The following is a 25952-nucleotide window of genomic DNA, read 5'->3' as shown; positions in this document are numbered from 1 at the left end:
CTGCGCTGCTCTACTAAAGAAAGAGAACCAGCCGTGCGCAATTGCATCGCATTCTAATGGCAGCCACAATATCTGTTAACTGGATTATTAAGATAAGGGTTATCGGTTATATAGATATGCGATTTACTCTACGTCAACTTCAAGTCTTCGTCGCCGTCGCTCAGCAGGAAAGCGTATCCCGTGCTGCGGGTCTGCTCAACCTCTCGCAATCGGCGGCCAGCACCTCGATTACCGAGCTAGAGCGCCAGTCCAGCTGCCAGTTGTTCGACCGCGCCGGCAAACGACTGAGCCTCAACGCCCTCGGCAAACAGCTATTGCCCCAAGCGGTAGCGCTGCTCGACCAATCCAAGGAAATCGAAGACCTGCTCAACGGCAAGTCCGGTTTCGGCTCGTTGGCGGTCGGCGCGACCCTGACTATCGGCAATTACCTGGCGACGCTGCTGATCGGCAGCTTCATGCAGCGCCATCCCGAAAGCCAGGTGAAGCTGCATGTACAGAACACCGCCAACATCGTGCAACAAGTCGCCCACTATGAAATTGATCTGGGTCTAATCGAAGGCGACTGCAGCCACCCGGACATCGAAGTGCAGAGCTGGGTCGAGGATGAGCTGGTGGTGTTCTGCGCGCCCCAGCATCCGCTGGCCAAACGTGGCATCGCGACCATGGAAGAATTGAGTCATGAGGCGTGGATCCTGCGCGAGCAAGGCTCTGGCACGCGCCTGACCTTCGACCAGGCCATGCGTCACCATCGCAGCGCGCTGAATATTCGCCTGGAGCTGGAGCACACCGAAGCGATCAAACGCGCGGTGGAGTCAGGCTTGGGAATTGGCTGTATTTCGCGGCTGGCGCTGCGTGATGCGTTCCGCCGCGGCAGCCTGGTGGCAGTGGAGACGCCGGATCTGGACCTGGCGCGGCAGTTCTATTTCATCTGGCACAAACAGAAATTTCAGACGCCGGCGATGCGCGAATTCCTCGACCTGTGCCGCGCTTTCACCGCCGGGGTTCAGCGCAGCGACGAGATCGTGCTGCCTACCATCGCTTAAAGCAGAATCACCGCCCACACCAGGGCAATCATGGTCAACGCCACGAACTGTGCGGCGCTGCCCATGTCCTTGGCGTTCTTGGACAGTGGGTGCAATTCAAGGGAAATGCGGTCGATGGCCGCTTCTACCGCCGAATTGAGCAACTCGACGATCAGCGCCAGCAGGCATACGGCGATCAACAGCGCCTGCTCGACCCGGCTGACGTTCAGGAAGAACGAAATCGGAATCAGGATGACGTTAAGCAACACCAGTTGCCGGAAAGCCGCTTCGCCGGTAAAGGCTGCACGCAGGCCGTCCAGTGAATAGCCGGAGGCGTTGAGGATGCGTTTTAGGCCGGTCTGGCCTTTGAAAGGTGACATAGGGTAGGCAACTGAACCGAAAAGAAGTGGGAAAGCTAGAGTAATAAAAGTCAAAAAAGCGTGAATCGGCCGCACTTAGTGACTCGAAATTGACTCAAGTTGTTGCAAGAGTAGCGCCGCCTGGGTTCGGGTTCGCACATTCAGCTTGCGGAAGATCGCCGTCACATGGGCCTTGATCGTTGCTTCGGACACGCTTAGCTCATAGGCAATCTGCTTGTTCAGCAAACCCTCACAGACCATCGTCAGCACCCGGAACTGCTGGGGCGTCAGGCTGGCCAAGCCTTCGCTGGCGGCTTTGGCCTCGGCGGAAACGCTGACCGCTTCAAACGCCTGGGGTGGCCAGAATACGTCACCATCGAGCACCGCACGCACGGCTTTTTGAATCACGCTCAGGTCACTCGACTTGGGAATAAAGCCACTGGCCCCGAATTCGCGGGACTTGACCATGATCGACGCTTCTTCCTGAGCCGAGACCATGACCACCGGAATCTGCGGATACTGACCGCGCAACAACACCAACCCGGAAAATCCGTAGGCCCCCGGCATGTTCAGGTCCAGCAGCACCAGGTCCCAGTCGGACTTTTCGTCCAGACGGGTTTCCAGCTCGGCAATGCTTGCCACTTCCACCAGACGGACATCCGGGCCCAGGCCCAGGGTTAACGCTTGATGCAGTGCACTACGAAAAAGAGGGTGGTCATCGGCAATCAGGATTTCGTATGTGGCCATTTTTCAAATGATCCTGTTTTTCAAACAACTCAAGGTGCCGCCACGGAGCGGCACCAACAGGGCACGTTCAACGCCAATTACATGGCTAATCACGTAAGAAGTCGGCGTATCAAACTTTGGCCGCGCCCTAATCGGCGCCAAGCATGCCCAGCGAAGCCGGGGTGGTCAAGGTGCGTGGCCGCGACGGTTCTTTGCAGTATGGGCGACAATCAGCCGATGACCGGAACCGTGTTCTGCACAAAAGGCATGAGCTCGGCGTGGGCCGGGGTTTCAACATTCATATCCAACTGATGCTTGGCATCCAGGTAATGCTGGCTGAACACGTCGAAATAAGCGTCCAGTGCCGAGGCCGCGTCGGTATCGCCCGCCAGGTCCAGGCACAGCGCCGCCACTTCGGCGGTGCACAGGTGCTCGCTGCGGGTCGAGCGGCGCAAGCGATATCGGGAAAGTTTTTCCGGGAGCAGGCTGAGAATCGGCAGCCGGTCAAAATAAGGGCTTTTGCGGAAAATCTTCCGGGCTTCGGTCCAGGTCGCGTCGAGCAGAATAAACAGCGGCCGCTTGGTGCTGTCGATGTCGACCGTATTCGTCACGCGCTCGGGCTCGACATATTCGCCCGGAAACACCAGGTACGGCTGCCATTGCGGGTCAGCCAGCAGATCCAACAGTTTTTGATCGGTCTCGGTGCGCGACCAGATGAACGCGTGGTTGTCGCGGACCACATCGGCAATCAGCCAACCGGTGTTGCTCGGCTTGAACACTTCCTTGCTGGTCATGATCAGGCACACGCCGGAGCGGGTCTCGACCTGCGGACGCCAGGCACACAGGCAATGGCTCTCGATCACCCGGCAGGCACGGCAACGGGGCGCTCGCCAGCCACGGGCCTGGATCGGCCTGATGCCTTCCTCTTCGCGCTCATCGCGCAAGCGGGCCACGGCATTCGCCGCAAAGCGTGGGGTTTGAAGGTTCATCGCCGGCAACACCGACAGGCAGGGGAAATCGACACAAAAAACACTCGGCAAGGCAAAAAGTGCCGGCAGTTTATCAGAGCGGCCGGCGCACGCCTGTACCGTCCGGGCCCACTCCCCTATAATCCGCCGCCACTGAACGCACAGTCACGTGACGGGTCGAACCAACCAGTCACTGAACCAGGAGAGTTTCATGCTGCGCCTTATCGTTCCCACCGCTGCCGTTCTATTGGCGTCGTCCTTCAGCGCTCAGGCTGCTTCCTTGAGCGAGCAGAATCTCAACAGAGAGCTGCGAAACGTCGCTGTACAAAGCAGCGTCGGCACACCACGGGCGATCAACGAGGACATTCTTGATCAGGGCTACACCGTTGAAGGCAATACCCTGATCAACCACTTGAGCGTGCAAAGCAGCCACGCCGACAAGATGCGCGCCGATCCGAAAGCCGTGTATTTCCAGCTGGGCGCCTCGGTCTGCAACAACCCGTCGTTCCGCAAACTGATGGCCAAGGGCGCGGTCATGCGTTACGACTTCACTGAAGTGAAGACCAACCGCTCGGTCGGTTCCGCCAGCTATCAGGAATCGGATTGCCCGAAAGCGACCCCGGCCAAGAAGAAATAATCATCGGGAATTGGCGCGCCGCTGTTCATCCTCGGCGCGCAGTTCTGCCAGCAAAGCCAGCAAATAACGGGAACGGCGCTCGCCACCGCCCAGACGCCGGCAGCACTCTTCTTCAAGACTCAAATGATTGGTCTCGGCTGACGACTTCAATAATCGATACAGTTGCGCATCGATCTCCAGAATCAATCTGGCCATGGTTTCCCGCCTCCCTGCCTGCACACTCAAATCCTTGAACCGCTAGAACCTTGCGCGCTGCCTTTGACGCAAAGTTGTCGTGTCACGCCTGTAACTTAGTAAATCAGAGCCACAGCCGCCGGGCTGGCGTTCAGACGAGCGGTGAAACCACCTTGAAAATCGTCAATAAGCGGTTGCCAGGAAAGACTTTGCGGCGCAATGATCAAGGCAGCGCAATTGATCCAGAGGAACTAGATTTAGCGTATTCACATTGACTGTCAGGCCGAAAAGGAGCGGCCCGTTATGCGTTTGTTGTTGCGAAGGTTTTTTTCACTCGTTGGAAAAAACACAGCCTGCATGCAAGGAGAAGTTGAATGCCTTATCAACCGAATAACCTCCTCAGCCGCCATTTTGAAGAAAGCGGCCACGACCTCACCAGCAAGGTCGAAGAGCAACTCAACCTGGTTTCACCCAACAGCCCCAACATCCCGATTTACCGCGACATGATCCTGACCGTGCTGCGCATGGCCCAGGAAGATCACAACCGCTGGAACGCCAAGATCACCCTGCAGGCCCTGCGCGAACTGGAGCACGCATTCCGTGTGCTGGAACAGTTCAAGGGGCGGCGCAAAGTCACTGTGTTCGGCTCGGCCCGAACGCCAATCGAACATCCGCTGTATGGCATGGCCCGGGAACTCGGCGCCGCGCTGGCGCGCTCGGACCTGATGGTCATCACCGGTGCCGGTGGCGGGATCATGGCCGCCGCCCATGAAGGTGCAGGCCTGGAACACAGCCTGGGGTTCAATATCACCCTGCCCTTCGAGCAACATGCCAACCCGACTGTCCAAGGCACCAGTAACCTGCTGTCCTTCCACTTCTTCTTCACCCGCAAGCTGTTCTTCGTCAAGGAAGCCGACGCGCTGGTCCTGTGCCCGGGCGGTTTCGGTACGCTGGACGAAGCGCTGGAAGTGCTGACCCTGATCCAGACCGGTAAAAGCCCACTGGTGCCAGTGGTGCTGCTGGATACGCCGGGGGGTACGTTCTGGCAGGGCGCGCTGGATTTCATCCACCATCAACTGGAGGAAAATCGCTACATCCTGCCGACTGACATGAAGTTGGTGAGCCTGGTCTACAGCGCCGAAGAGGCAGTGGAGCAGATCAACCAGTTCTACAGCAACTTCCACTCCAGCCGCTGGCTCAAGCATCAATTCGTGATTCGCATGAATCACCCGCTCAGCGACGGCGCGCTCGAACACATGCAAACGGCATTCGCCGACCTGTGCCTGAGCGACCATTTCCATCAGCATGTCTATAGCGGCGAGGAGCACGATGAGCCGCAGTTCAGCCATCTGGCGCGGCTGGCCTTCACCTTCAACGCCCGTGATCATGGGCGCCTGCGGGAATTGGTGGACTTCATCAACCTGCCGGAAAACTGGGCACAGCCCAAACCCCAGGCGCACCAGCGCACACGGGAACCGTCCAAGGTGACGTAAATAACAGGCAAAAAAAAACGGCCCGCTATCGAAATAGCGGGCCGTTTTTATTTAATCGTCCATCCCTCGACCGCTGAACAAGCGGTTGATCATCTCCATGGAAAACCCCCGATACGCCAGGAAACGCCCCTGTTTGGATCGCTCCCGCATGTCTATCGGTAGATGCCCGGCAAATTTGCGCCGCCAGGTGTCTTCCAGTTGTTCCTGCCAGTTGATACCACTTTCGCGCAAGGCGAGCTCGATGTCGGGACGTTGCAGGCCACGCTGGCTCAACTCTTCGCGAATGCGCAAAGGGCCATAACCGGAACGGGCACGGTAGGAAACGAAGCTTTCGAGGTAACGGGATTCGGACAGCAATCCCTCTTCCGTCAAGCGGTCGAGCGCTGTGTCGATCATTTCAGGGAGAGCGCCGCGCTGACGCAGTTTACGCGTCAGCTCGACTCGACCGTGCTCGCGTCGTGCGAGCAGGTCCATGGCGGTTCGCCGCACCGCGACGAGTGTATCGAGTACGGCGGTCATCGGATCAATCAGATATCAGCGTCAGCCAGGTCATCAGCCGTCTCTTTGACTGGCGATGCTTTGACGTCCGGCGCCGGAGTCAGCAGCTTATCGCGCAGTTGCTTCTCAAGCTTCGCGGCGATCTCCGGGTTGTCTGCCAGGAACTTGGCCGAGTTGGCCTTGCCCTGACCGATCTTGGTGCCTTCATAGGCATACCAGGCACCGGACTTCTCGACGAAACCGTGCAGAACACCCAGGTCGATCATCTCACCGTTGAGGTAGATGCCCTTGCCGTAAAGAATCTGGAACTCGGCCTGACGGAACGGCGAAGCGACCTTGTTCTTCACAACCTTGACGCGGGTTTCGCTACCGACAACCTCGTCACCTTCTTTCACCGCACCCGTACGACGGATGTCCAGACGAACCGAAGCGTAGAACTTCAACGCATTACCACCGGTGGTGGTTTCCGGGCTGCCGAACATCACGCCGATTTTCATACGGATCTGGTTGATGAAGATAACCAGGCAGTTGGCGTTTTTGATGTTACCGGTGATTTTACGCAGCGCCTGGGACATCAGGCGGGCTTGCAGGCCCACGTGCATGTCGCCCATTTCGCCTTCGATTTCGGCCTTTGGCACCAGGGCGGCTACGGAGTCGACGATGATCACGTCAACCGCGTTGGAACGCACCAGCATGTCGGTGATTTCCAGGGCCTGCTCGCCGGTGTCCGGCTGGGAAACCAGCAGGTCGTCGACGTTGACGCCCAGCTTGCCGGCGTACTCAGGGTCGAGGGCGTGTTCGGCGTCGACGAATGCGCAGGTCGCGCCGGCTTTTTGAGCCTGGGCGATCACGGACAGTGTCAGCGTGGTTTTACCGGAGGATTCAGGACCGTAGATTTCAACGATACGGCCTTTTGGCAGGCCGCCAATGCCGAGCGCGATGTCCAGACCCAGAGAGCCAGTAGAGATAGCCGGGATCGCCTGACGGTCCTGATCGCCCATACGCATTACGGCACCCTTGCCGAATTGACGTTCGATCTGACCCAGGGCCGCAGCCAAGGCTTTCTTCTTGTTGTCGTCCATTAAAGTCCTCACGTAATCAATAAGGCCTGACGGCCAACACCTGTATAAGTAGCCAGTATTATTCCACAGCGATTGAGGATCGCCTACCCCTGATTTGAGATTTCTCCAGCGGCATGGCGCAGCAGCCCCTCTAGCGCGGCCTTCACCGTTTGTCGGCGGACCTCATCGCGGTTGCCGGGGAAGTGCTGGACCTTGCTGAACACCTGTTCGCCGACGCCCCAGGCCAGCCAGACCGTGCCCACCGGCTTGCTCGCAGAGCCACCGTCCGGCCCCGCGACACCGCTGACCGCCACGGCAAAACGCGCATGGCTTTTATCCTGCGCGCCATGGACCATGGCCTCGACCACTTCGCGACTGACCGCCCCCACCGTCGTAAACAGTTCTTCAGGCACATTCAGTTGCAAGGTTTTCTGGCGATTGGAGTACGTCACATAACCGGCCTCGAACCACGCCGAGCTCCCGGGAATGCGGGTGATCGCCTCGGCGATGCCGCCGCCGGTGCAGGACTCGGCAGTGGTGACGTGGGCATTGAGAACCTGCAAGCGCCTGCCAAGTTCAGCGGCCAGTTGGGTGATTTCTTTCACGGTCCTCTCCTGATCGGGCTGAATGGAACCACCGTACACGAGCCAATCGCGCTGGCAAGACGCAGCTTCGATCAAAATGTTAGCGCGCCAAGGCCCTGATATAGGCCTGACAAGCCTGCAAGGCAATCAATCCGCGGTCGCCGGCGTCGGTGATGGCGATAATTCGTTGAGCATGCGCCGGGTCAAGTCGGGCTCTTGGGGCGCCATGATCCACGCCGCTGGTGCCGGCGGCGGTTGGCATTGCACAGGTGGCGGCAACGTCATTGGCATCGAGGAGGACTGACAGGCGCACATCAGCAGTGGCAAGACGATCGCGCAGGCGACCTTGATCACGTTGGGCATCGCTAAGCGCTCGATAATGGGTTTGTTCACTGGCCGACAGCCGTTGTTCCAGGGCCAGACGCTTGTCCTGCTCGGCCTGTTGTTGCGTCGCGCCAGCCTGGGTCAGCTGATTCAATGTCTCGGCGTGCAGCCTGGCCTGCTCGGCCAACTGCCGGCTATAACGCCAATCCTGCACCTGCCAGGCCAACAGCGCCGAAAACCCGGCCAGCACCACAATGCCAATCACCCGCCAGGACATCAGACCGAGGGTTGGCATAGCACCGCCCTCGCCCGCGCCCAGAGTTGCAGGCGATCCTCCAACCCGTTCAGACCACCGTTGATTCGCCGGGTGATGCTGTTGAACTGGTCGCGATCGGCCAATTCATTCAGGCCGTTCTGCTCCCAGAACCACGCGGCGGATTCAGCGGCCCACTGCGGTTGTTCCAGCAGTTCAGGCAGTGACAGCAAACGCTCATCGCCAAACAGACCGAGGCTGCACTCCCGGTAGTTATTAAGCCCGGTGATCTGGATCAGCCCACGGCCGCGGTATTTCTGGCCGTCACCGTCAGCGTCTGGCGTGTTGCCCAAACGCAAGGCCAGGGTCCCGGTGTCGTATTTGCTCAGGTATTGGTTGTTGCCCAATTCACGCACGTACTGCAACTGCCCCGACTCGTGGCCGACTTGCGCGAGGAACGCGGCCATACGTTTCGGGGTGTTGATGTTGCGGTGGGTCATGGCGGAGTTGAGGGCGGAAATGAAAACGCCCGCTTGGGAGCGGGCGTTGGGCATTATGTTTTGGAGTTGCTGTTGCGTAACAGTCATAGCGCCCCCCGGGAAAGCCGTTCAGCGATAAAACGCTTCATTGAAACTGTCCTGCCCTTAAAGAGCGGGATACACCCTTTGGATAATCCATCTAATTGTCTCCAGCTTTTATTCAGCGATACCGAATTGCGCCCACCTGCCCACCGACCAGCGCCAGACGTTAATGACGCTTGGGGACTTTTAAACCAGCAACTAAAAAGAAGTTTTGACGGGGTATCAGAGGCAAGCGCAATCGGTTTCCTACCGACTAAAAATGATCACTCAGGCTGTTTGGGCCAGTCGACCGTATGGGGATAAGTTGCCTGGGTTTCTACCCGTGATAGCAACACTCGGTATTTCCTCCAGAGGTCCAGTTGTGCCTGGGTCGTCGGCAGCGATGCTACTTCCGTCTCAGTGGCCATCTCCAGCGCCACGGAGTCCTGGAGCGTATTGAGTTCACCCTGCAACTTGGCAATCATCGAAGTCGCCAACGCCGAGAGCCCAGAACACTTCATCTGCTGAGCGCGTGTCAGGATTTCTTCAGAGGGCTCGGCAATATCGCCGTACTCCAGGGCAACGGCACGTTCAAACACTTCACGCCCGTGGGGTTCCGGGTCTTTCGGCGAGGCCGTAAAGGGCACCTCCCCCAGCGTGTCCTTGGTTTCCTCAAACGTTACGAACAGGTTCAACGAGGTGTGTTCAACGTCATTCCAGCGTGGCTGACGTGCATTGAGTATTGTCATCATTTCAAGAAACCCTCAGGCATAGAGTGGTGGAGTCGGGGCTTTGGCCGTCCGCATTTCGAATAGCGCCCATCAGTCGCCATGTTCCGGCGGGAGCGCCGCCCCAAGCGGAACCGTCAGTGGCTGTAAACCGGCAATTGACGCCGGCGGCAAGCTCACTTGCCCCCACACCACCGCCACCGCCGACCACCAGCAGCGCATAGGAGCCAACCGCCCCCGCCCCCGTCGTCGATTGCGCGAAGACCGCCTTGGCATTGGCGATACCGTCAGTCCAGATACTGCCCAGATCGGTCGCATCCACTTGCGCCCTGAGCGACGAACCATCAGCCGCCCAACCGATCATTACCGTATTGGTCGACTGGAAGTTCCCTCCTCCCTGCCGGACCGGTGGAAACCCCAGGCGTGGCTGCAAGTAGTACACACCGCCGTCACTGGCTCGCCGAAAGTAAGGCAGCGTTGCGTTGTCACTGGCAAAACCCGCATAGGTAATAGCATCACGCAGAACCCGGGTGTCCAGCAGCGAGTTGACTTGCGCCGTAGTGGGCGCATCCGTGATGCCGTAACCGCCAAGCGTTGTCGCCGTTTTAGCCAGCGTGATGACTTCGTTGGTGTTCCTGTTCCTCATGTAGGGCGTGGCAGAACTGCCCCCGGCAAAACCGGCGACCGAACAGGCATCCGATGCGATTTTTCCATCAAGCAAGCCGTTCACCGCCGTCTTGCTGTAAACGTCCGCCACGTTAGCCTTTGAGTTTGGATCGAAGTTTGCGGCACACCACAAGGCACCAAAACTGGTGGCATCCACCTGGATAAGGATGTTCTTGCCATCCCAGCCAATCGATACCGCATTGCCAAGTTGTCCGGTTCCGCCGCCCTGTTTGACGAAGGCGTTATTGGCCGCCACTTTGGTATAGGCATCGGCAATACCGTAGCCGTCCAGCGTGACCGGATTGGTGCCGGACGTTACCTGACCTCGCGCATTGACCATGACCTTGCGGTATTCGCCAGGCGCCACGCCGGTGTAGCCCGCCAGCATTTCGAAGGTCAGGCCGGTGGCACCCACCTTGATCGGGCCAGGTGTTGTCAGTTGCCAGAGGCGAGACTTGTTCACCACGCCTTCGTCGGTAGCCACAATAAAACTGGTGGTCACTTGATAGTCTTGAGCCGCATCCACCGCTCGCGACCATGAACCGGTCGCCGCCACATAGACACCGTTTTGCGCGGCATTGGCCTGGTCTTTCACCAGGACCCGGTCGGCCACCGCCAGTTGCACGCCGTCGATGTTCTGCAAACCACTGAGTGCAATCGTCCCCGTGGTCGCGGCACGCACCGAGTTCTTGAAATCATGGGCCGCAAAACTCTGGATCGCTTCGAGTAATTGAGTCGACACCTCCTCCTTGGGCACGATGCCAGCCGCCTTGATCACATTCAGGATCTCCTGAGTGACGGCGTTGCCCCACGTTGCCGGAATCAAGGAACCCGGCGTTCCTGCAACCGGGTTTTCATCCACAAACTGTCCATTCACTAGCCCGACACTGGGTGTGTTTTTTGGGTAATCCATACTTCTAACCTCTAGTCATAATTGATGTACACGCGGGTATGAGCCGGCGCGCTTCGATGGATAAGGCATTCCAGGGCACTACCCGGGTTCATGCCGAAATGCTCACCCCAATAACTGGCGCCAAATCGACGACCGATGAACTGCCGGCCCCCGGTATTGAGGGTCCACATGAACTGAGCTTGCCAACTGCCGAAATGCGCACTACCAAAACGCGAGCGGCCCATTCGGGGGGCTTCGAATTCAGTGACAGTCGCGTGGGGATACCCTTGGCTTCGCGCGATGTCGACGAAGTAACCGATGGTCTGACTGCCAACCGCGAGCAGGCGCCGGCGAACGGCTAGGCGACGGTCGTCAAACAGGGGCGCCTCTCCCAGGCACGGATCGGGCAAATTCATTACCCGCTCCCAGTCCGGTACTAACTCACTGACCCCGGCCGGATCCATCTCGTTTTGCAGGTCAACGGCACGCGCATCCAGGCGCGATAGCTCTTGAGAAATACCCTCAAGCACTTTCTCCAGTTCCGGCACGCGCTCCGGATCCCATGCCGGACCACTCGGCAACAGGCTGCGCAATTGGGCCTCGTACTGCGCCGGAGTTCTTATGCCTCCCATACGCAGCCTCCAAAGGCCAGCAGCTGATATTTTTCGGCAGTCACATTGGCTGTCGGCGCCTTCAGCTTGTGGTCGTTTTCGCCGGTTGCACTGCTGATGGCTTCGCGAATGTGGCTCAGCAACAAGGTGTCGCCCAAGCCGGATTCGCGGTTATGCAAGTCACGCAGTTGCGCTTCGACAGCGGCACGCACGGCGCTGGTATCGGGGGTCAGACTCAAGGTGTAAGTGACCGGCACTTGCATGGGTGGCAGCACATGCAGCTCAGCCGTGACCGGTCGCAGCGGCTCGATGTAAGCCTGTACCTGCGCCAATTGCGCGGCATTCGGCACCGGTTGCGGATCGTCATCGCGCATGATGTACAGGCTGACGGTGCCCGGCCCCAGGAGGCCGCCGCGACACCAGGCGCGGGTCACGCCGGGGCATTCGAGCGCCCAGGTTTCGTAGTCTTGCGCCGAGCCGCCGTGGGGGATGATGCGGTAGGAACTGATCACCCGGGAGCGCAGGGATTCCAGGCTTTCCCGGGCAACCCCACCGATCAGCCCCGGGGCCAGCACCGTGAAGCTGTTGCCGACAATGCCCAGGATCGGCTGCACCGGGATCAGCGTCATGCCGGCATCCGCATTGCCCAGGCTGCCGGCGTCGAGCGCGGCGATGGTGGTGCTGTTGAGGCCGTTGCTGGTGGTGCGCGACGCGGTCACTTTGTAGGTGCGACCGTCGCTCGATTGCAGCAGCGTATCGACATCCAGCACGGCACCGGCGCTGGCGGTAAAGCTGACGCTGCCGCTGGCGGCTTGCGCGGCTTTGCGCGGCTGGTTCAGGCGCAGGGCGGCGATGCGTTCCAGGGTCGATTCGTCGGCCTTGTCCGGGAGGATCTGCTCGGCGATCCAGTCGAGGTAGCCATACAGACCATAGGCGGCGCCACCGAGGGTGCGGGCCAGCACTTGCGCATCGGACTGGCGCAGCGAATCGCTGGCCAGGTCGCTTTGGGTGCGCTTGATCAGCACCGGCAGCGAAGGGGTTTCAAACGGCATAGATCACCTGCCAACTGTTATCAGGGTTGATGTCCAGGCGCTCGCCGTCGGCCAGGGTCAGGACCGTGCGCAGGTTCAGGCGCTGGGCGTCGAGGCGTTCGCTGATGATGTCGATGGCGCTGCAATGGCCGTCGTCGATCAGCCATTGCAGGGCTTCGCGGGCATAGAATTCGGCGTCCATCTGGGTTTGCCGGGTCAACTTGACCCGACGCAGCAGCCACAGCCGCGAGCCGATGCGGTCGTCAGCGACGGTCGGGAAAGTGTCGCCCCACCAGCCGAAGCGTTCCTCATCATCGAGGGCATCGTCATCGGCGGCGCGGCGCCAGGTGAACAGACTGATCAGCACCGAACGGGTCAGTGCGGCGTGGAGGTTCTGGCTGATGAACATCACTGACCTCCCGCCGGCACGCCGGTCTGGCCGCTGCCCGCCTGCACGCCGACGTGCACGTGCTTGATCTGGCTGATGCCGCCCGCGACCTGGTCGCCCTGGGAGACGATCTTGCCGGTCTGGGTCAGGGTCGGTGTGTCGATGTTCACGGCGGTGCTGGCGCGGATGTTCAGGGTCGCGGTCTGGATGTCGATGATCCGTCCGCGCTTGAAGTGAATCTTGTCGCCTTCGTCGGTGTAGATCGCCACTTCGCCCTGGGCCAGGGCCTTGAGACGATAGCGGCGGTCAGCGACCACCAGGACGATGGCGTGGGAGCGGTCACCGCCCAGGAACGTGGCGATCCCCTCGGCGCCGGCCAGCGGATTGCTGGTGAAGCCGTAGGGTTCGAAGTGTTCCATGTCGTCGTTGACTTCACCGGCGGTGAGGCGCATTTGCAGCGATTGCAGCTTGGTAGCCGAGTTGGCGAGCACGACAGTGCCGCGCGCCAGGAGGCGTGTCAGTAGGCTCATTGGAGTTCCTTCAAGATCAGGCTGAATGCGGTTCACTGTGGGAGCGGGCTTGCTCGCGAAAGCGGTGGATCAGTCGACATCGTTGGTGAATGTGAGGCCGTCTTCGCGAGCGAGCCCGCTCCCACAATTGATCAGCGTCGTTCACGGTACTTGTGTACACAGGAGATTCCCTGTGGGAGCGAGCCTGCTCGCGAAAGCGGTGGGTCAGTCGACTTCGATGTTGAATGTCAGTCCGCATTCGCGAGCAGGCTCGCTCCCACATTTGGACGGCGTCGTTCACGTTACTTGCGTGCGCAGGAGATCCCCTGTGGGAGCGGGCTTGCTCGCGAAGGCGGTGGATCTGGCGACGTCAGTGTTGAATGCTCAACCGCATTCGCGAGCAAGCCCGCTCCCACAGGTTTTGGGTTCAGGTTTTCTTGGGCTGTGTTGGGTTGGCGTCGAAGGTATGCGGCGGTGCCACTTGCAATGTGGTGATCGAGCCTTGTTCCGACAGCGAATAGGTGACTTTGGAAATCAGCATGTCGCCATCCACTTCCAGCACCGGGTCCTTGACCTTGACCAGCGTGTTATGGCGCCACAAATCGCCATTGGACTGTCGCCAGCCTTGCACTTGGTAGGTGGTGGTCAAGGCCTTGCCGACGCGGGTCGCGGCTTCCCAGTTGGCCCTTTGCAGCGCCAGCTCGGAGGTAATCTGCGCGCCTTCATTGATCACCGTGACCCGCTTGCGCTTGAAGCCCAGGTCGGCGGACACCGCCTCGACCTCGCTGACCGCCGCCCCGCTCTTCTGGTCATTACCCTTCTGCTGGCCGATCACCCGGTATTCGGAGAACACCTGGCTGTAATCCATCGGCGCGTTGGCCGAGAGAATGTTCTTGCCCAGTTCCAGCACATCGCTGGCGCGCCCACCGCTGCCCGGCCGGGCCAGGACCACCCGGCCCTGGGCATCGTCGGTGGAGAACACCCGGAACAACGTGAGCAAGCGGTCGATGGACTGGAACACCGTTTCCCCCGGCACGATGGTGTGACTGCCGAGCCGGGCGGTTTCCGCAATTTCACTGGCCACGTAGATCGAATAGGACGACGCCAGCGCCTCGACGATGCTCAGCAACGATTGCTGGTGCCATTGGTTGGGGCGGTTGGTCGCGGCGCAATCCACCAGGTCCTGGGTTTTCGAACTGCCCTCGATGCTCAGGCTGATGTGCCGCCCGTCATAGCTGATCGGCGCCTTGAACACATAGCCGGTGAGCACCAGATCGTTGCCAATGCGCACCTCGCACGGCGCGCCGGGTTGAATCCGTCGCACCAGGGTCTGCCCCGGCCATTGCCACGTGATGTCGAGTTTGAAGGTGCGGAACTGACGCTCCAGATCCGCCGTGATCTGCACGCTTTTCCAGCCGCCATATTCCAGCCCGTCAACGGTCAGGGTGACTTTGTTGTCCACTTCACTCATGGCTTACTCCCCCGAGAGTTTCAGGTCATTCGGCGGAGAGAACACCGGATGAACAATGCCGTTGCGCTGGATCACTTCCTCGACCCGCGTGGCGTCGCCCAGTTGCTTATAGGCGATGACCAAGGCCGGAAAACTCTCCTGGAACGACTTGCTGACCAGCCGGACACCCGACGACGCAACCGCCGTCAGATGCGCATTGAGCTTGTGCCGCAGATCAGTCATGGCCTGATAGTGCGCCGGATCCGCCTTGTTCGACGCTTGCTGGATCGCCTCATCCAGGGCTTTGCGCAAGGCCAGCACATCGTCGGCCACGGGCACGGCCTGGCGCTGCACCGGTTGTGCGGCTTGTTGCTCCAGGGACGGCGTGGAACCGAGCTTGACCACCTTCGAAGCCACCGGCATCGCGGCGACCCATTGGGCAGCCTGCACCAGCAAGGTGTCCTGCACCAGATTGGCCAAAGCCTGGGCTGCGGCGGTGGTGTCCTTGCCGGTGGTGATCTTCGGCGCATCGGCCTTGCGGATGGCTTCGACCTGTTGGGAGACGTTGGCAATCACGCCACGATAACCGTCACGGGCGAAGTCTTTCAGCTCCTTGATGTCGCCGACCAATCCCTTGAATTCAGCCGCCACTTCCTTGGGCAATTCCTTGACTGCTTTCACCAAATCGCTGATCTGCTTGTATTGGTCGATCAGCGGTTGCAGTTGTTGCTGAACCACGGCGTAGATGTCCTTGATGCTGTTGCGCAGGTCGGCAATGCCAATCCGCGCAGCCTTGATCACGGTCATCGCGTCTTCGAAACGCGCCACCGCCGAACCTAAAAAACTGTCCGCCGAGGCCAACAATACTTGCTGGGTACTGACCGTCGCCGTCGGAAACGGCAGCGGTTCATCCGGGTAAAACTTCAGGGCAAAGGTCACCAGCCCGCCGTCCTGGAGGGTGTGGGTCATGTCGCATTCGCCGACCTTGACCTGCAAGCGTCCCAGCCACGGATGGACTAGTTCACCGCTGCCCTGCTCCAGGGCCTTTAGCAGTTTGTCGCGCTGCTCCAGGCAATCGGGACCGACGATGAAGGCCGTCAGGTCGTGGATCTTTGCCTGCTGGCCAAGGTTCTCGAAAAACGGCAAGTCCCGCTGCGGGTACTCGTGCAACTGGCCTTTTTTGCCGACCGGGGTTTTCGCCTGATCGACCCAGAAACCGACACCTCGAAAGGACGCCGGCAATAAACGGTCACGCCAGCTCATTGGAGCCTCCCAGGGAAAGTGAGCGGTAGCCGATGCGCGAATTGAGCGCCAGCGCCGGTTGATTGGTTTGCGGCTGATCGGTGCGCAGGCCGGCCGGCGCGTTTTCGAAGCGCACGGTCAGGCCGCCTTCGAGTTGCGTGCGGTTGTTGGCGGCGGTTTGCTGGATCAGCGCACTGGAGTTTTGTGTCAGCGAGCCCGTCAGCATCGACGGTTTTTGCGCCAGATTTCCGGGGGCCAGTTCTGTCGTCGACGCCGGCTCGGTGCCGGCGCCAAAAAACGCCGGCGCCAGTTCACCCTTGCCTTCGGCATTGGTTTGCTTCTGGGCCTCGGCCAAACCTTCAACCTTGCCGGTGACTTTGGCGATCACCCCCGCGAAGCCGCCGTCGAACAACTCCCTGATCGGTGCGATGACCTCCTGGAGCTTTTTCCACAGACCGCTGAACCACTCGGTGATCGGTTCCCAGTTCTTGATGATTTGCCCCAGCGGCGACCATTCGAACATCCCGTGCAGGAACTCCAGCGCCGGCGCGGCCAATGCTTGCACCACGCCCCACAACGCCGAAAACACCTCGCTGATCGGTTGCCAGTTGGCCGCAATCTGCGCCATCGGCGACCACTCGAACACACTGGTGAAGAAATCCTTCACTACTTGCGCCGAGGCTTGCAGCGCGGCCCACAGCGGATCAAAGAACGCGCTGATGGCACCCCAGTTGTTGACGATCATCCCCAGCGGCGAATAGTCGAACAGCGTGCCGAAGAAATCCTTGATCGCCTGGGCCGCCGGTTGCAGGGCCGTCCAGATCGAACTGAAGAAGCCGGTAATGCCTCCCCAGTTGTTGATGATCATGCCCAGCGGCGTCCAGTCGAACAGGCCCTTGAGGAAATCGATCACCGGCACCGTCAGGGCCTTGAGCAATTCCCAGATCGCCGAGAACAGACCGGTCAACCCGGCCCAGTTGTCGATGATCATCCCCAGCGGCGTCCAGGAAAAAGCCGTTTCCAGGTAGCCCACCAGCGTTGAGGTGACGGCTTTGATGCCGTCCCAGATCCCGGAAAAGAACCCGGTAATTGGCGCCCAATTGGCGATCACCATGCCCAGCGGCGTCCAGCTGAACACCGTGCTCAACACCGCCACGGCCTGCGTGGCGACGTTTTTTACGCCGTCCCAAAGGCCGGTGAAGAACGCTGAAATCGGCGTCCAGTTGGCAATGATCAAACCGGCCGCCAGCGCGACGCCCATGGCAATCAGCATGATTGGATTGGTCTTGACCACCGCGTTCATCAAGTCAAACACCTGGGTCGCACCGGTCACGGCGGTTTGCATGGCCGAGAACGCCATCGCGCCAATCGCCAGGCTTTCGACCAGTTTCGGATTGTCGTTGAGCAAACTACCGATCCCGGTCAACAAGGGCTCAAGACCGACCACCAGGGTCGCGACCGCCGGTGCCAGCGCGGCGTCAATGGAGGTCGAGACCTTGGCCATCGATGCGCTGAAAATATTCATGCTTTGCGCGGCACTTTCGGGTGCGCCCGGCAGGTCCACAGCCTTGGTCGCTTCACCGACCTCGACCAATTTTCCCTTGAACGCATCGGACGCCTTGATCCCGTCCACGAACGGCGTGATCACGCTACCGCCCTTGAACAAGCCGCTGATATCCAGTTTGCCGAGGCCGGCCTTTTCAAGGTTGTTTTTAAAGCTGTCGACCCTGGCAACCAGGGCGTTGAGCTTGGGTGAAAGTTCATCAATGCCGGTTAACAGCACCGATTTTTTTACCGTTTCTGTGTCTGCCATCACTGCACCTGCTGCATCGCATTGATCCGTTGCGCGTGCTCCAGGGATTCGCGGAGCACATCCAGTGGCCTGGCCATCATCTGTTCGGGGTCAACCTTCCAGAACCAGGCCAGGTCATAGGCGACTGCGATCAGGTCGGTGATGGCTCCGACGCCGCACTCATGAAAAAACTCGCGACGGCCCAGCTCAGCGCGTTGAGGTCAGCCAGGTCCAACTGGTTGACCGACGACGGTGGAATGCCGGCGCAGACCGCGATGTATTTGGCCGCGACGTCCATGTCCAGGCTGACTTCTTCGCTCTTGTCGATCTTGTACGGCAGCGCCTTGATCGCCCGCACTTCCTGCACCGTCGGACGGCGCAGGTTGAGTTCGGTCAGGGGCTCGCCGTGGGCTTCGATCGCAACTTGAAGCTTCACGGCGCCGCTCATTGCCAGGTCCCTTTCACGCCGTTGAAGACCAGCGAGATCGAGGCGTCATCGCCCTTGGATGCAGGCTCATCGACCAGGTAGGCGCCGGCCAGTACGTAGACTTTGCCGTTGCTGAATTCGCAAGTGACGGTCATGTCCACGCCCGCCACCAACTGCTTGAGCGGGAAGTCCGGGGTGTGCAGCGCCGTCACTTTGAACGAGGGCGCGACGTCGGTTTCCTTGTAGAAACCCGGCACGACGGTTTCACGTTTGGTGGACATCAGTGGTGCTTCGCAGCCGCCATTGATGGTCAGTTGAGCGCCGTCCACTTTGACGTAGCAGGTGCCCGCAATCAGTTGACCCATGGTGTTTCTCCCTTCAAATAAAAAGCCCACGCGAGGTGGGCTGAAATCACGCAATCAAACGCAGCGATCAAGCCGCGTCGTCGTACTGCAGGCGGAATTGGTTGAGCAGTGCGAACACCCGCAGGCCATTGATGTAATCCGGCGGGAACAGCACGTTGACCCGGCTCGGGTCCTGCACGTCGCGCTCGACAATCAGGTGCTCGGCAAACAGCTCGGCGTTTTCCACGTGGCCTTCCAGTTCGAGCTTGGCGTACTGCGCAATGAGCTCACCGCGAATGGTGCTCGGGGTGACGATTGGCTGGCCGGCGCCGAAACGGGTGCCGTCGGAGGCCAGTTTGTGGCGCCCGTATTTGCTGGTGATCACGCTTTGCAGACGGCGCACGATGAACGCCGACTGGTGCATGGTTTCGCTGTCCAGGTAGGAGTTGTCAGCCTGGCCGTACGCGTTCTTCTGGTAGGTGGTGATCGAGCGCTGGATGCGCACGTAACCGCCTTCGTAGTACGCGGTGGCGATGCCGTAGTTGAGCAGCGACTGACGCTCGGTCAGGGTGAAGCGCTCGCTGGCCGGTGCCGGATCGAGACCTGGCAGGCTGCCGCTTTGGGTCGGACGGCTGGCGTCGGCGGAGATGAACACCGAGGTGCGTGCGGCCAATGCAGCGGCCTGGACCCAGAACGGCTGTGGCACGCCCGGCTCCAGGGCCTGGATGGTCATGTGCTGATCGTTGCGCGCCTGGCCCGCAGCGACCAAGGTGCCGATGGTGCCGCGCTTGGCACTGTAGACGTGACCGAACAATTGCTTGGCCCAGGACCAGCGACCGGTGCTGTCATCCATGACGGCTTGCCAGGTGTTGAGGGTGCTCAGGTCCGAGAACGGCATGCAGATGAACTCGAACGGCTCATCGCCCAGCGCCGCGACGGCAGCGACTTGATCCGGTACACCGACGCCGCCGGTCATGGCGGTAACAGCAGAGGTCAGGCCAGCCGGGGTTTCTTCGCCGTTGCTCTTGCCCAGGCGATTGAACTGCAGGCTGATGTCGTTGCCGCTGTCGCCGGTCCATTTGGCGCTCAGGGTCACGATGCCGTCGGCCGCAACAGCGGACACCGGCAGGTCGGCAGAGGCGTTGATTTTCAGCGCCAATGCGCTGGCCGCTTGGGCCGCCGTGAAACCGCTGACGATGGCCGCTTGAACGCGAACGCCACCTACGTACAGGTTGAGCACGCCGCTCTGGGTCGCTGCGCCCGTCAGGGTCACCACACCTTTGGCGATGCTGCCGGTGGTGTTGTGCAGCGGCAGGCACCAGATCTCGCCGATCGGGTCGGTCTTGCGCCAGGCTTCATACATCGAGGCCAGCATCGAACCTTGGCCGCCAATGCTTTTGGCCAGTGCAACGCTGGACACCAGCACCAGTTTGCCGACGTCGGCCGGGGCGATGTTGTCGTTGACTTGAGCGACGATCAACCGGCGCATGGCCGACGACGCGCTATTGGCCGCCGAATTGTCCATCTCGGCGTAGAACAGCGGAACACGAATGTCCGCGGGGATGTTGCTGAATCCGATCGCCATTATTTGGCTCCCTGTGGTTTGGCCGCTTTCACGGCTTTGGTAGTGATATCGCCATCGGCCAGACGTCGACGCCACCAGGCGTTGTCCGGCACTTCACGGCCCTCGAGGGGCAACAGATCGCCCGCTTCCGGGTCCGGCACGACACGGCCTGGGGCCGGCAGCACGGTGATGCGTTTGCTCATGGGGTTACATCTCCAGAGAAAGTCATTTCCAGGCGCCCGTCGGGGCCTGGGCGTTTCAGATTGGGGTCCGCCGGGTCGATGGCATCGACCCGCACCGTGACCCCGGTAAAGGACGACAAACCGTCCAGTTCACGCTCGTGCCAACTCTCTGCCGGTTGGTTTGGCAGATTGCGGCCGAGCTGGAATTCGGCGTAAAAGCCCAGTCGATACAACGCACGGGTGCTGTTGATCGAAACCAGTTCACCACCGTCGTATTCGATGGCGTCGTAGTCCGCGCCAGGCTTGAAACCCACCAGTGCACGCCACAGCTCGGCCCGCAGGTCGTGCAACAGATCCAGCGCTTTTGTCGCGTCCGTGGTGTCGAGCACCAGGGTCACTTCGAAGCGGTCGCGGATCGGCTGCAAAGCCAGGTTCTGCGCGAGGCTTTTGCTGGCCACATCGGCGAGAGGCACGATGTAGGCGCAGGGGGTGGTGAGGGGGGTGTTGGCTTGTAGCGTGGCGAGATCGATGCCCGCCGCAATGCGATTGGCCAGGGCTGGGCATTGGGCACGCAGTTGCGTGAGGATCGGAGTGATCTTCATGAGGGCGCTCCAGTGGTATGAAAAGTACGGTCGGAAACTGTGGGAGCGGGCTTGCCCGCGAAAGCGGCGAGTCAGGCGACATCGATGGTGAATGTGATGGCGTCTTCGCGAGCAAGCCCGCTCCCACAGGGATTTCGGTTGTACGCAGTTTTTTGTGCAAAACACTGAACAAATGTGGGAGCGGGCTTGCTCGCGAAAGCGGTGGGTCTGGCGGCATCGGTGCTGGATGGACTGACGCCTTCGCGAGCAGGCTCGCTCCCACAGGGATTTCGGTTGTACGCAGGTTTTTGCGCAAAACACTGAACAAATGTGGGAGCGGGCTTGCTCGCGAAAGCGGTGGGTCTGGCGACATCGGTGTTGGATGGACTGACGCCTTCGCGAGCAGGCTCGCTCCCACAGGGATTTGGGTTGTGTGCAGGTTTCTGTGCAAAACACTGAACAAATGTGGGAGCGGGCTTGCTCGCGAAAGCGGTGGGTCTGACGACATCGATGGTGAATGTGATGGCGTCTTCGCGAGCAAGCCCGCTCCCACAGGGATTTCGGTTGTGTGCAGGTTTTTGTGCAAATCACTGAACAAATGTGGGAGCGGGCTTGCTCGCGAAAGCGGTGGGTCTGGCGGCATCAGTGTTGGATGGACTGACGCCTTCGCGAGCAAGCCCGCTCCCACAGGGATTTCGGTTGTGTGCAGGTTTTTGTGCAAAACACTGAGCAAATGTGGGAGCGGGCTTGCTCGCGAAAGCGGTGGGTCTGGCGGCATCGGTGTTGAATGGACTGACGCCTTCGCGAGCAAGCCCGCTCCCACAGGGATTTCGGTTGTGTGCAGGTTTTTGTGCAAAACACTGAACAAATGTGGGAGCGGGCTTGCTCGCGAAAGCGGTGGGTCTGTCGGCATCGGTGCTGGATGGACTGACGTCTTCGCGAGCAAGCCCGCTCCCACAGGAATCCTGTGTGTTGGCTACAGGCTTGAATCAGTCAAAGGCAACCGCATCCGGGTCGAGGCAAGTTGCTTCGATCATGCAGCGATAACTGCTGGTGCGATCACCGCTGGCCGTGACTTTGTCGATCGACCAGCGCCCACGCATGAAGTCCGGCCAGGTGTCGTCCAGCAGTACCAGGCCTTCAGCCGAGAAGTTGGGATTGCCCGGACAGCTGATTTTCACCTTGAGTTTTTGACGGGCCATGTTGCGCACTTCACCTTCGCCAACGGCCCGTGCTTCGTTTTCACTCTGGCAACCCTGGCGCACGACCTTGAATGGCGCTTTCCCCACTGTGACCTCCCGAAACACACCCGCTGCGGCGTCCCACCAACTGACTTTGCAGCCTTGGCTTTTGTCTCGGGCCGTGTCATCAAGCGTGGCGCTGATAAACCCATGGTCGCCGGGACGATTGTTGCGGGTGACCGACAGCCTGACGTCTGCCAGCACTTTGCCCGACAACGATTTGACCTGGCCTGGCATGGCCAGCACATACAGTTCATCAACCGGTTTGGTGACGGCCCGGTACTTGTTCGCCAAACGCGTAATGAAGCCCATGTCGGACTCATTCGATTGATCCATGTGATCGATCTTTATCAGCGACAGCGCCGGATCCACCCTTGGCGAAAAGCCGTGCCTGGACGTCAGCTCGCGAAACAATGCACCGACGGTCGTCGGGCCATGACTGGCCGAGCGGCGTAACAGAAATCCGGTTTCGTCCGTCGCAGTGAACGGTGCGGCGGTGGCCACCAGCGACACACGAAACGGGAACAGCGTCGGCGTGCGCCTGGCGACCAGGAACTGACCTTTATTCACCAGCCCTGATTCCAGATATCCCACGCGCAAACCGACTTTACCGCCCAGGTTCGGCAACCCTTCAAGGCCTTCCAGATCCAGCACCAGAGTCAGTTGATCGGACTCGATACCGGCAGCATCGATGTGCTCCCAACTGATCAGGCGTTGATTGATCAGGGTCTCATTGGCCCCGTAAATTTCTATCGCTGGCGTGAACCCCAGTGCCATGTAACCTCCTTAATCCCAAGCCGTTACCGGCGTTTTTGCCACAGGTCTGGATTCAAGTTCCGGCAACACCACCCAGACGCCTGCGGGCAATACCGGGCCGAGTTCGGCCAATGTCGGGTTGAGGCGCCACAGCGCTTCTTCGGCCGCATCATCACAACGCTCGATTTCGCGGTAGAGCAACAGATTCACCGAGTCACCGGCAATGGTTCGTACCTTACGCATTGACGTATTCCCCCAACGTAATCGTCCAACTGATCAACATCGCGGTGCCGTCATCAATCACGCAGCTTTGGGTTTCCGTCACATCGTCGATCCGCCACAAACCCCAGTTGCGCCCAATGCCATCAACCAACGGCAACGGTATGCGCAGCGCCTGCAAGGCGCGCAACTCATCGAGCCGGTCCATGGCCACCGCGTACATGGCCTTGCCGTTAATCGTCAGGGTCTGCAGGCCTTGACCGGTCTGGCTGGACTTGGGTTTGCTGCTGAGAATGTCTACCTTCACCCAGCCACCGTCTGATTTGCGCAACAGGCCGTCGTAGGCAAAGTTGCTCGACAAGCCAAAGATGAATGTGCCGAGTGCCATTTGCTGCCTCATCAAGCCACCCCATCGGTCAGGGCCGTGTCACGTCGCACGGCGAGTTGATTGGTCGTTGTCATCATTGCGAATTGGTTGGAAAGGTGTTGCACGACCAGGTTGGCCAATTCAGTGGCATTGGGTGAATCGTGGCCGTTGATGTAGATGTTGGCGTTCACCGTGTTTTGCTGGCTCGTTGCCTGGGTACTGGTCAGGTCGTTGACGGCTTGGCCCGGAGGGGGAAGTTTGTCGGCGGGCGTGGCGAGCTTTTCACCCAGCCAGGCACCTGTTTCCTGGCCGATCCAGCTGCCGGCCAGTCCGCCGACAGCCGCGCCGGCCACCCCGCCAATGGCGGCGCCGAGCGGACCGAGAAAGGCCCCCGCCATGGCGCCCATGGCAGCACCCGCCTCAGCACCTGCCCAGACGCCGCCAGCGATGCCAAGGCCAGCACCCATCGTCCGGGTGTCTCCGTTCATTGCGCCTTCCACCACCATGGGGGCAACACTTAACGCGGTCGCCAACGGTATCAAGCGTTTAACGGGGCTCAAGGAACCGCTCAGCCCTCGCATAGGACCGAGCTCCACATCTGCCATGGCGGCGTTCGCGAGCTTGAGATCCGGTTTGGGCGTGCCACCGGTTTTTCTGAAGTCCTCGGAGATCAGTTCCCCCAAACGGCCAGGTAGCCGAGGTGCCACTTTGCCCAACACCCCCTTGGCCGCCTGGTTGCTCACCTCATCCGTTATGGCTTTGAACAGCGCACTCACCAACGGCTTGATGGCTGCCGTGACAATGACGACAGCCGCCGTGGTTTTCGGATGGGTTTCGGCCAATTCACTCAGCCTGTCAGTCACCGAACCGGCAGCACCCAGCGCACTATTAGCTGTGGGTGCCAGCGCATTCCCGGTGGCCACCGACAGACGATCATTGCGCGCATTCAAGACATTCCACTGACCCTGCTGGGTCTTGGACTCTAAAAGCGCGTCTTGCTTCACCGAGCTCTTGTCACCCAACTGCGACGTGGCGTACTGGCGGTTGTCGGACACCTGCCAGAAGGCTTGGTTGACGTCAGGCAGATTGCGCGACATACGCACCGCAGCTTCGTCCCCGTTGGCAAACAATGTAGTGGCCAGTGTTGAGCGATTCTCGGCTGGTTGTGCGTTTAACGCTGCAAGCACCGACATGACCGCGCCCGGCGCCTTGTCCTCTTGGCGTAAAAGGCCAGCCACCTCCACGGGATCAAGCTTCAACTGCTGCCAGGCTGCTCGCTCGCTTGCGGAAACCTGATCCCCCTTGGCCATGGCGCTGGTGATGTTATTGAGTGCAGTGCCGACATCGGACTTCTGCGTCCCCGTGGTCAACAATGCCGCCGTCAGCGCTGCGGCTTGGGCAGGCATCAACCCTGCTGTGGTAGCGGCTGCACCGTCACGCTGCAAGACCGCACCGATATCCGCCGCTTTCGCACCACCGGGGATTTTGCCCAGATGGTTGGTTGCGTCCGCCAGATCAAAAGCCTGAGGGCCGCTGAGCTTCATCGACGTGCGCCAGGCGGCCATCATCTCGGCGACATCCAGCGCCGGCATTTTGAACGCCGACGCGGTGACGCCAGCGTCACTGGCGAAGCGCAACAGCTCGAACTGTCGGTCCGAAGCATTCGGCAGATCGCTGGCGATCCCGGCCTTGGCCGCCAGGCTTTCAATCTTCACCAGATCAACCGCTTTAGTCCCGCCGGCCGCCACTAGCGGAGCGCTGGCGATGTGCTGGTTTGACTGCGCCATTTGCGCGCTCTGACGCGGGCTCAACTGCGCGGCCTGGTTCAAATCGGCCATGGCCGAATCCATCTCTATCGCGGGTTTGAGCAGGTCCGGCGGTTCGATACGGTTACCGGACTTGCCCGCACTCTTCTCGCTTGCCGGCTCATTCCTGGCACCGGTTCCCATCGATTGGGACAACAAACGTTGCGACGCAATTTTCAAGGTCAGCGACTCAATCGCCATCGTCAACAGACCGAGCTTGAGCCCGACACTTTCCAGCGCCAGGCCGAGGCCAGACCATTGATCCCTGGCGGACGTGCCCATGCCTTGTGCTGACATTTCGCCCGTACCGGCCGAGGCCAGGCGGGTATTACCGAACGCCAACCCACTGCCATCAAGGGTTGCGTATTTGAGCGAATATCTATCGTCCGCCATCCCGCTCTACTCCTGTTTCACGCCAAGGCGAGTGATCGCGATGTCGTAGCGGCGCAATGCCTTGCCGGCGTCCCATTCCAGAATTTCCGCTTCACTTACCGGGTA

General features: G+C 60.1%; 30 protein-coding genes. 3 read left to right on the top strand and 27 right to left on the bottom strand.

Annotated features, from left to right (window positions below; genetic code table 11):
* Positions 1-116 precede the first annotated feature (116 nt).
* Positions 117-1043, top strand: a complete 927-nt coding sequence (locus BK665_RS12555; RefSeq protein WP_166656010.1) for a LysR family transcriptional regulator — start codon at positions 117-119, stop codon at positions 1041-1043.
* Here BK665_RS12555 and BK665_RS12550 read toward each other — a convergent pair.
* The 3 genes from BK665_RS12550 to BK665_RS12540 form a co-directional block, all read right to left on the bottom strand.
* Complete coding sequence (locus tag BK665_RS12550) at positions 1040-1402, bottom strand: diacylglycerol kinase (protein ID WP_007947182.1); 363 nt, start codon at positions 1400-1402, stop codon at positions 1040-1042. The genes BK665_RS12555 and BK665_RS12550 overlap by 4 nt on opposite strands.
* Positions 1403-1477: 75 nt before the next feature.
* Positions 1478-2128, bottom strand: coding sequence for a response regulator transcription factor ErdR (gene erdR, locus BK665_RS12545; protein WP_010462704.1), 651 nt, complete (start codon positions 2126-2128; stop codon positions 1478-1480).
* Between the two features lie 209 nt (positions 2129-2337).
* On the bottom strand, positions 2338-3096 hold the full coding sequence (locus BK665_RS12540; RefSeq protein ID WP_123405874.1) for a tRNA-uridine aminocarboxypropyltransferase: 759 nt from the start codon (positions 3094-3096) through the stop codon (positions 2338-2340).
* Positions 3097-3286: 190 nt separating this feature from the next.
* On the opposite strand from BK665_RS12540, the gene BK665_RS12535 reads away from it, so the two are divergent.
* Complete coding sequence (locus BK665_RS12535; RefSeq protein ID WP_123405872.1) at positions 3287-3712, top strand: PA3611 family quorum-sensing-regulated virulence factor; 426 nt, start codon at positions 3287-3289, stop codon at positions 3710-3712.
* Here the strand turns inward: BK665_RS12535 and BK665_RS12530 are convergent, their stop codons facing one another.
* Complete coding sequence (locus tag BK665_RS12530) at positions 3713-3907, bottom strand: hypothetical protein (RefSeq protein ID WP_123405870.1); 195 nt, start codon at positions 3905-3907, stop codon at positions 3713-3715.
* Between the two features lie 353 nt (positions 3908-4260).
* Between BK665_RS12530 and BK665_RS12525 the strand changes: the two genes are divergently transcribed.
* The gene (locus BK665_RS12525) at positions 4261-5379 is read left to right on the top strand and encodes an LOG family protein (protein ID WP_123405868.1); all 1119 of its coding nucleotides are present in this window, start codon (positions 4261-4263) and stop codon (positions 5377-5379) included.
* Between the two features lie 51 nt (positions 5380-5430).
* On the opposite strand, the gene recX is transcribed toward BK665_RS12525, so the two are convergent.
* The 23 genes from recX to BK665_RS12390 all read right to left on the bottom strand — a co-directional run bounded on the left by recX (position 5431) and on the right by BK665_RS12390 (position 25796).
* Positions 5431-5898 carry a recombination regulator RecX gene (recX, locus tag BK665_RS12520; RefSeq protein ID WP_123405866.1) on the bottom strand — a complete coding sequence of 156 codons (468 nt, stop codon included), beginning with the start codon at positions 5896-5898 and terminating at the stop codon, positions 5431-5433.
* Positions 5899-5906: 8 nt separating this feature from the next.
* Positions 5907-6959, bottom strand: coding sequence for a recombinase RecA (gene recA / locus BK665_RS12515; RefSeq protein WP_007907270.1), 1053 nt, complete (start codon positions 6957-6959; stop codon positions 5907-5909).
* Between the two features lie 83 nt (positions 6960-7042).
* Positions 7043-7543, bottom strand: coding sequence for a CinA family protein (locus BK665_RS12510; protein ID WP_123405864.1), 501 nt, complete (start codon positions 7541-7543; stop codon positions 7043-7045).
* A gap of 79 nt (positions 7544-7622) precedes the next feature.
* A complete protein-coding gene (locus tag BK665_RS12505; protein WP_123405862.1) occupies positions 7623-8141 on the bottom strand; it encodes a lysis system i-spanin subunit Rz in 519 nt (172 codons plus the stop codon).
* On the bottom strand, positions 8123-8686 hold the full coding sequence (locus tag BK665_RS12500; RefSeq protein ID WP_123405860.1) for a glycoside hydrolase family 19 protein: 564 nt from the start codon (positions 8684-8686) through the stop codon (positions 8123-8125). The genes BK665_RS12505 and BK665_RS12500 overlap by 19 nt, the downstream gene beginning before the upstream one ends.
* A gap of 257 nt (positions 8687-8943) precedes the next feature.
* A complete protein-coding gene (locus BK665_RS12495) occupies positions 8944-9411 on the bottom strand; it encodes a tail fiber assembly protein (protein WP_259699601.1) in 468 nt (155 codons plus the stop codon).
* Position 9412: 1 nt separating this feature from the next.
* Positions 9413-10966 carry a phage tail protein gene (locus BK665_RS12490; RefSeq protein WP_123405858.1) on the bottom strand — a complete coding sequence of 518 codons (1554 nt, stop codon included), beginning with the start codon at positions 10964-10966 and terminating at the stop codon, positions 9413-9415.
* Between the two features lie 11 nt (positions 10967-10977).
* A complete protein-coding gene (locus BK665_RS12485; RefSeq protein WP_123405856.1) occupies positions 10978-11577 on the bottom strand; it encodes a YmfQ family protein in 600 nt (199 codons plus the stop codon).
* A complete protein-coding gene (locus BK665_RS12480) occupies positions 11565-12608 on the bottom strand; it encodes a baseplate J/gp47 family protein (RefSeq protein ID WP_123405855.1) in 1044 nt (347 codons plus the stop codon). The genes BK665_RS12485 and BK665_RS12480 overlap by 13 nt, the downstream gene beginning before the upstream one ends.
* Positions 12598-12996, bottom strand: coding sequence for a phage GP46 family protein (locus tag BK665_RS12475; protein WP_038979177.1), 399 nt, complete (start codon positions 12994-12996; stop codon positions 12598-12600). The genes BK665_RS12480 and BK665_RS12475 overlap by 11 nt, the downstream gene beginning before the upstream one ends.
* A complete protein-coding gene (locus BK665_RS12470) occupies positions 12996-13505 on the bottom strand; it encodes a phage baseplate assembly protein V (RefSeq protein WP_123405853.1) in 510 nt (169 codons plus the stop codon). The genes BK665_RS12475 and BK665_RS12470 overlap by 1 nt, the downstream gene beginning before the upstream one ends.
* Positions 13506-13911: 406 nt before the next feature.
* Positions 13912-14955, bottom strand: coding sequence for a phage baseplate assembly protein (locus tag BK665_RS12455; protein ID WP_123405851.1), 1044 nt, complete (start codon positions 14953-14955; stop codon positions 13912-13914).
* Between the two features lie 3 nt (positions 14956-14958).
* On the bottom strand, positions 14959-16197 hold the full coding sequence (locus tag BK665_RS12450; protein ID WP_123405849.1) for a DNA circularization protein: 1239 nt from the start codon (positions 16195-16197) through the stop codon (positions 14959-14961).
* Complete coding sequence (locus tag BK665_RS12445) at positions 16184-17989, bottom strand: phage tail tape measure protein (RefSeq protein WP_123405848.1); 1806 nt, start codon at positions 17987-17989, stop codon at positions 16184-16186. Before BK665_RS12445 ends, BK665_RS12450 begins: the two co-directional genes overlap by 14 nt.
* Positions 17990-18119: 130 nt before the next feature.
* Complete coding sequence (locus BK665_RS12440; RefSeq protein ID WP_054047093.1) at positions 18120-18416, bottom strand: phage tail assembly protein; 297 nt, start codon at positions 18414-18416, stop codon at positions 18120-18122.
* Entirely contained in the window at positions 18413-18760 is a 348-nt protein-coding gene (locus BK665_RS12435) for a phage tail tube protein (protein WP_123405846.1), read from the bottom strand. Before BK665_RS12435 ends, BK665_RS12440 begins: the two co-directional genes overlap by 4 nt.
* A gap of 67 nt (positions 18761-18827) precedes the next feature.
* Positions 18828-20324 carry a phage tail sheath subtilisin-like domain-containing protein gene (locus BK665_RS12430; protein WP_123405844.1) on the bottom strand — a complete coding sequence of 499 codons (1497 nt, stop codon included), beginning with the start codon at positions 20322-20324 and terminating at the stop codon, positions 18828-18830.
* Entirely contained in the window at positions 20324-20506 is a 183-nt protein-coding gene (locus BK665_RS12425) for a DUF2635 domain-containing protein (protein WP_007907211.1), read from the bottom strand. The genes BK665_RS12430 and BK665_RS12425 overlap by 1 nt, the downstream gene beginning before the upstream one ends.
* On the bottom strand, positions 20503-21087 hold the full coding sequence (locus BK665_RS12420) for a phage tail terminator protein (RefSeq protein WP_123405842.1): 585 nt from the start codon (positions 21085-21087) through the stop codon (positions 20503-20505). The genes BK665_RS12425 and BK665_RS12420 overlap by 4 nt, the downstream gene beginning before the upstream one ends.
* A 968-nt stretch (positions 21088-22055) precedes the next feature.
* Positions 22056-23084 (bottom strand): phage late control D family tail protein, encoded by a 1029-nt coding sequence (locus BK665_RS12405; protein ID WP_123405838.1) that lies wholly within the window; start codon positions 23082-23084, stop codon positions 22056-22058.
* 9 nt (positions 23085-23093) lie between these two features.
* Positions 23094-23306 carry a tail protein X gene (locus BK665_RS12400; protein ID WP_123405836.1) on the bottom strand — a complete coding sequence of 71 codons (213 nt, stop codon included), beginning with the start codon at positions 23304-23306 and terminating at the stop codon, positions 23094-23096.
* Positions 23299-23682, bottom strand: a complete 384-nt coding sequence (locus BK665_RS12395; protein ID WP_123405834.1) for a phage tail protein — start codon at positions 23680-23682, stop codon at positions 23299-23301. Before BK665_RS12395 ends, BK665_RS12400 begins: the two co-directional genes overlap by 8 nt.
* Positions 23682-25796, bottom strand: a complete 2115-nt coding sequence (locus tag BK665_RS12390; protein WP_259699600.1) for a phage tail tape measure protein — start codon at positions 25794-25796, stop codon at positions 23682-23684. The genes BK665_RS12395 and BK665_RS12390 overlap by 1 nt, the downstream gene beginning before the upstream one ends.
* Between the last annotated feature and the right edge of the window lie 156 nt (positions 25797-25952).

Origin of the sequence: Pseudomonas frederiksbergensis, assembly GCF_003732665.1 — a bacterium.
GTDB classification, from domain to species: domain Bacteria; phylum Pseudomonadota; class Gammaproteobacteria; order Pseudomonadales; family Pseudomonadaceae; genus Aquipseudomonas; species Aquipseudomonas frederiksbergensis_G.
This window is presented reverse-complemented; position numbering and strand designations above follow the sequence as displayed.

Bases quoted from the DNA above. Each gene is read 5' to 3' on its own strand.
- BK665_RS12555 (WP_166656010.1), top strand. From the start codon at position 117: ATGCGATTTACTCTACGTCAACTTCAAGTCTTCGTCGCCGTCGCTCAG.
- BK665_RS12550 (WP_007947182.1), bottom strand. From the start codon at position 1,402: ATGTCACCTTTCAAAGGCCAGACCGGCCTAAAACGCATCCTCAACGCC.
- erdR (WP_010462704.1), bottom strand. From the start codon at position 2,128: ATGGCCACATACGAAATCCTGATTGCCGATGACCACCCTCTTTTTCGT.
- BK665_RS12540 (WP_123405874.1), bottom strand. From the start codon at position 3,096: ATGAACCTTCAAACCCCACGCTTTGCGGCGAATGCCGTGGCCCGCTTG.
- BK665_RS12535 (WP_123405872.1), top strand. From the start codon at position 3,287: ATGCTGCGCCTTATCGTTCCCACCGCTGCCGTTCTATTGGCGTCGTCC.
- BK665_RS12530 (WP_123405870.1), bottom strand. From the start codon at position 3,907: ATGGCCAGATTGATTCTGGAGATCGATGCGCAACTGTATCGATTATTG.
- BK665_RS12525 (WP_123405868.1), top strand. From the start codon at position 4,261: ATGCCTTATCAACCGAATAACCTCCTCAGCCGCCATTTTGAAGAAAGC.
- recX (WP_123405866.1), bottom strand. From the start codon at position 5,898: ATGACCGCCGTACTCGATACACTCGTCGCGGTGCGGCGAACCGCCATG.
- recA (WP_007907270.1), bottom strand. From the start codon at position 6,959: ATGGACGACAACAAGAAGAAAGCCTTGGCTGCGGCCCTGGGTCAGATC.
- BK665_RS12505 (WP_123405862.1), bottom strand. From the start codon at position 8,141: ATGCCAACCCTCGGTCTGATGTCCTGGCGGGTGATTGGCATTGTGGTG.
- BK665_RS12500 (WP_123405860.1), bottom strand. From the start codon at position 8,686: ATGACTGTTACGCAACAGCAACTCCAAAACATAATGCCCAACGCCCGC.
- BK665_RS12495 (WP_259699601.1), bottom strand. From the start codon at position 9,411: ATGATGACAATACTCAATGCACGTCAGCCACGCTGGAATGACGTTGAA.
- BK665_RS12490 (WP_123405858.1), bottom strand. From the start codon at position 10,966: ATGGATTACCCAAAAAACACACCCAGTGTCGGGCTAGTGAATGGACAG.
- BK665_RS12485 (WP_123405856.1), bottom strand. From the start codon at position 11,577: ATGGGAGGCATAAGAACTCCGGCGCAGTACGAGGCCCAATTGCGCAGC.
- BK665_RS12480 (WP_123405855.1), bottom strand. From the start codon at position 12,608: ATGCCGTTTGAAACCCCTTCGCTGCCGGTGCTGATCAAGCGCACCCAA.
- BK665_RS12475 (WP_038979177.1), bottom strand. From the start codon at position 12,996: ATGTTCATCAGCCAGAACCTCCACGCCGCACTGACCCGTTCGGTGCTG.
- BK665_RS12470 (WP_123405853.1), bottom strand. From the start codon at position 13,505: ATGAGCCTACTGACACGCCTCCTGGCGCGCGGCACTGTCGTGCTCGCC.
- BK665_RS12455 (WP_123405851.1), bottom strand. From the start codon at position 14,955: ATGAGTGAAGTGGACAACAAAGTCACCCTGACCGTTGACGGGCTGGAA.
- BK665_RS12450 (WP_123405849.1), bottom strand. From the start codon at position 16,197: ATGAGCTGGCGTGACCGTTTATTGCCGGCGTCCTTTCGAGGTGTCGGT.
- BK665_RS12445 (WP_123405848.1), bottom strand. From the start codon at position 17,989: ATGGCAGACACAGAAACGGTAAAAAAATCGGTGCTGTTAACCGGCATT.
- BK665_RS12440 (WP_054047093.1), bottom strand. From the start codon at position 18,416: ATGAGCGGCGCCGTGAAGCTTCAAGTTGCGATCGAAGCCCACGGCGAG.
- BK665_RS12435 (WP_123405846.1), bottom strand. From the start codon at position 18,760: ATGGGTCAACTGATTGCGGGCACCTGCTACGTCAAAGTGGACGGCGCT.
- BK665_RS12430 (WP_123405844.1), bottom strand. From the start codon at position 20,324: ATGGCGATCGGATTCAGCAACATCCCCGCGGACATTCGTGTTCCGCTG.
- BK665_RS12425 (WP_007907211.1), bottom strand. From the start codon at position 20,506: ATGAGCAAACGCATCACCGTGCTGCCGGCCCCAGGCCGTGTCGTGCCG.
- BK665_RS12420 (WP_123405842.1), bottom strand. From the start codon at position 21,087: ATGAAGATCACTCCGATCCTCACGCAACTGCGTGCCCAATGCCCAGCC.
- BK665_RS12405 (WP_123405838.1), bottom strand. From the start codon at position 23,084: ATGGCACTGGGGTTCACGCCAGCGATAGAAATTTACGGGGCCAATGAG.
- BK665_RS12400 (WP_123405836.1), bottom strand. From the start codon at position 23,306: ATGCGTAAGGTACGAACCATTGCCGGTGACTCGGTGAATCTGTTGCTC.
- BK665_RS12395 (WP_123405834.1), bottom strand. From the start codon at position 23,682: ATGAGGCAGCAAATGGCACTCGGCACATTCATCTTTGGCTTGTCGAGC.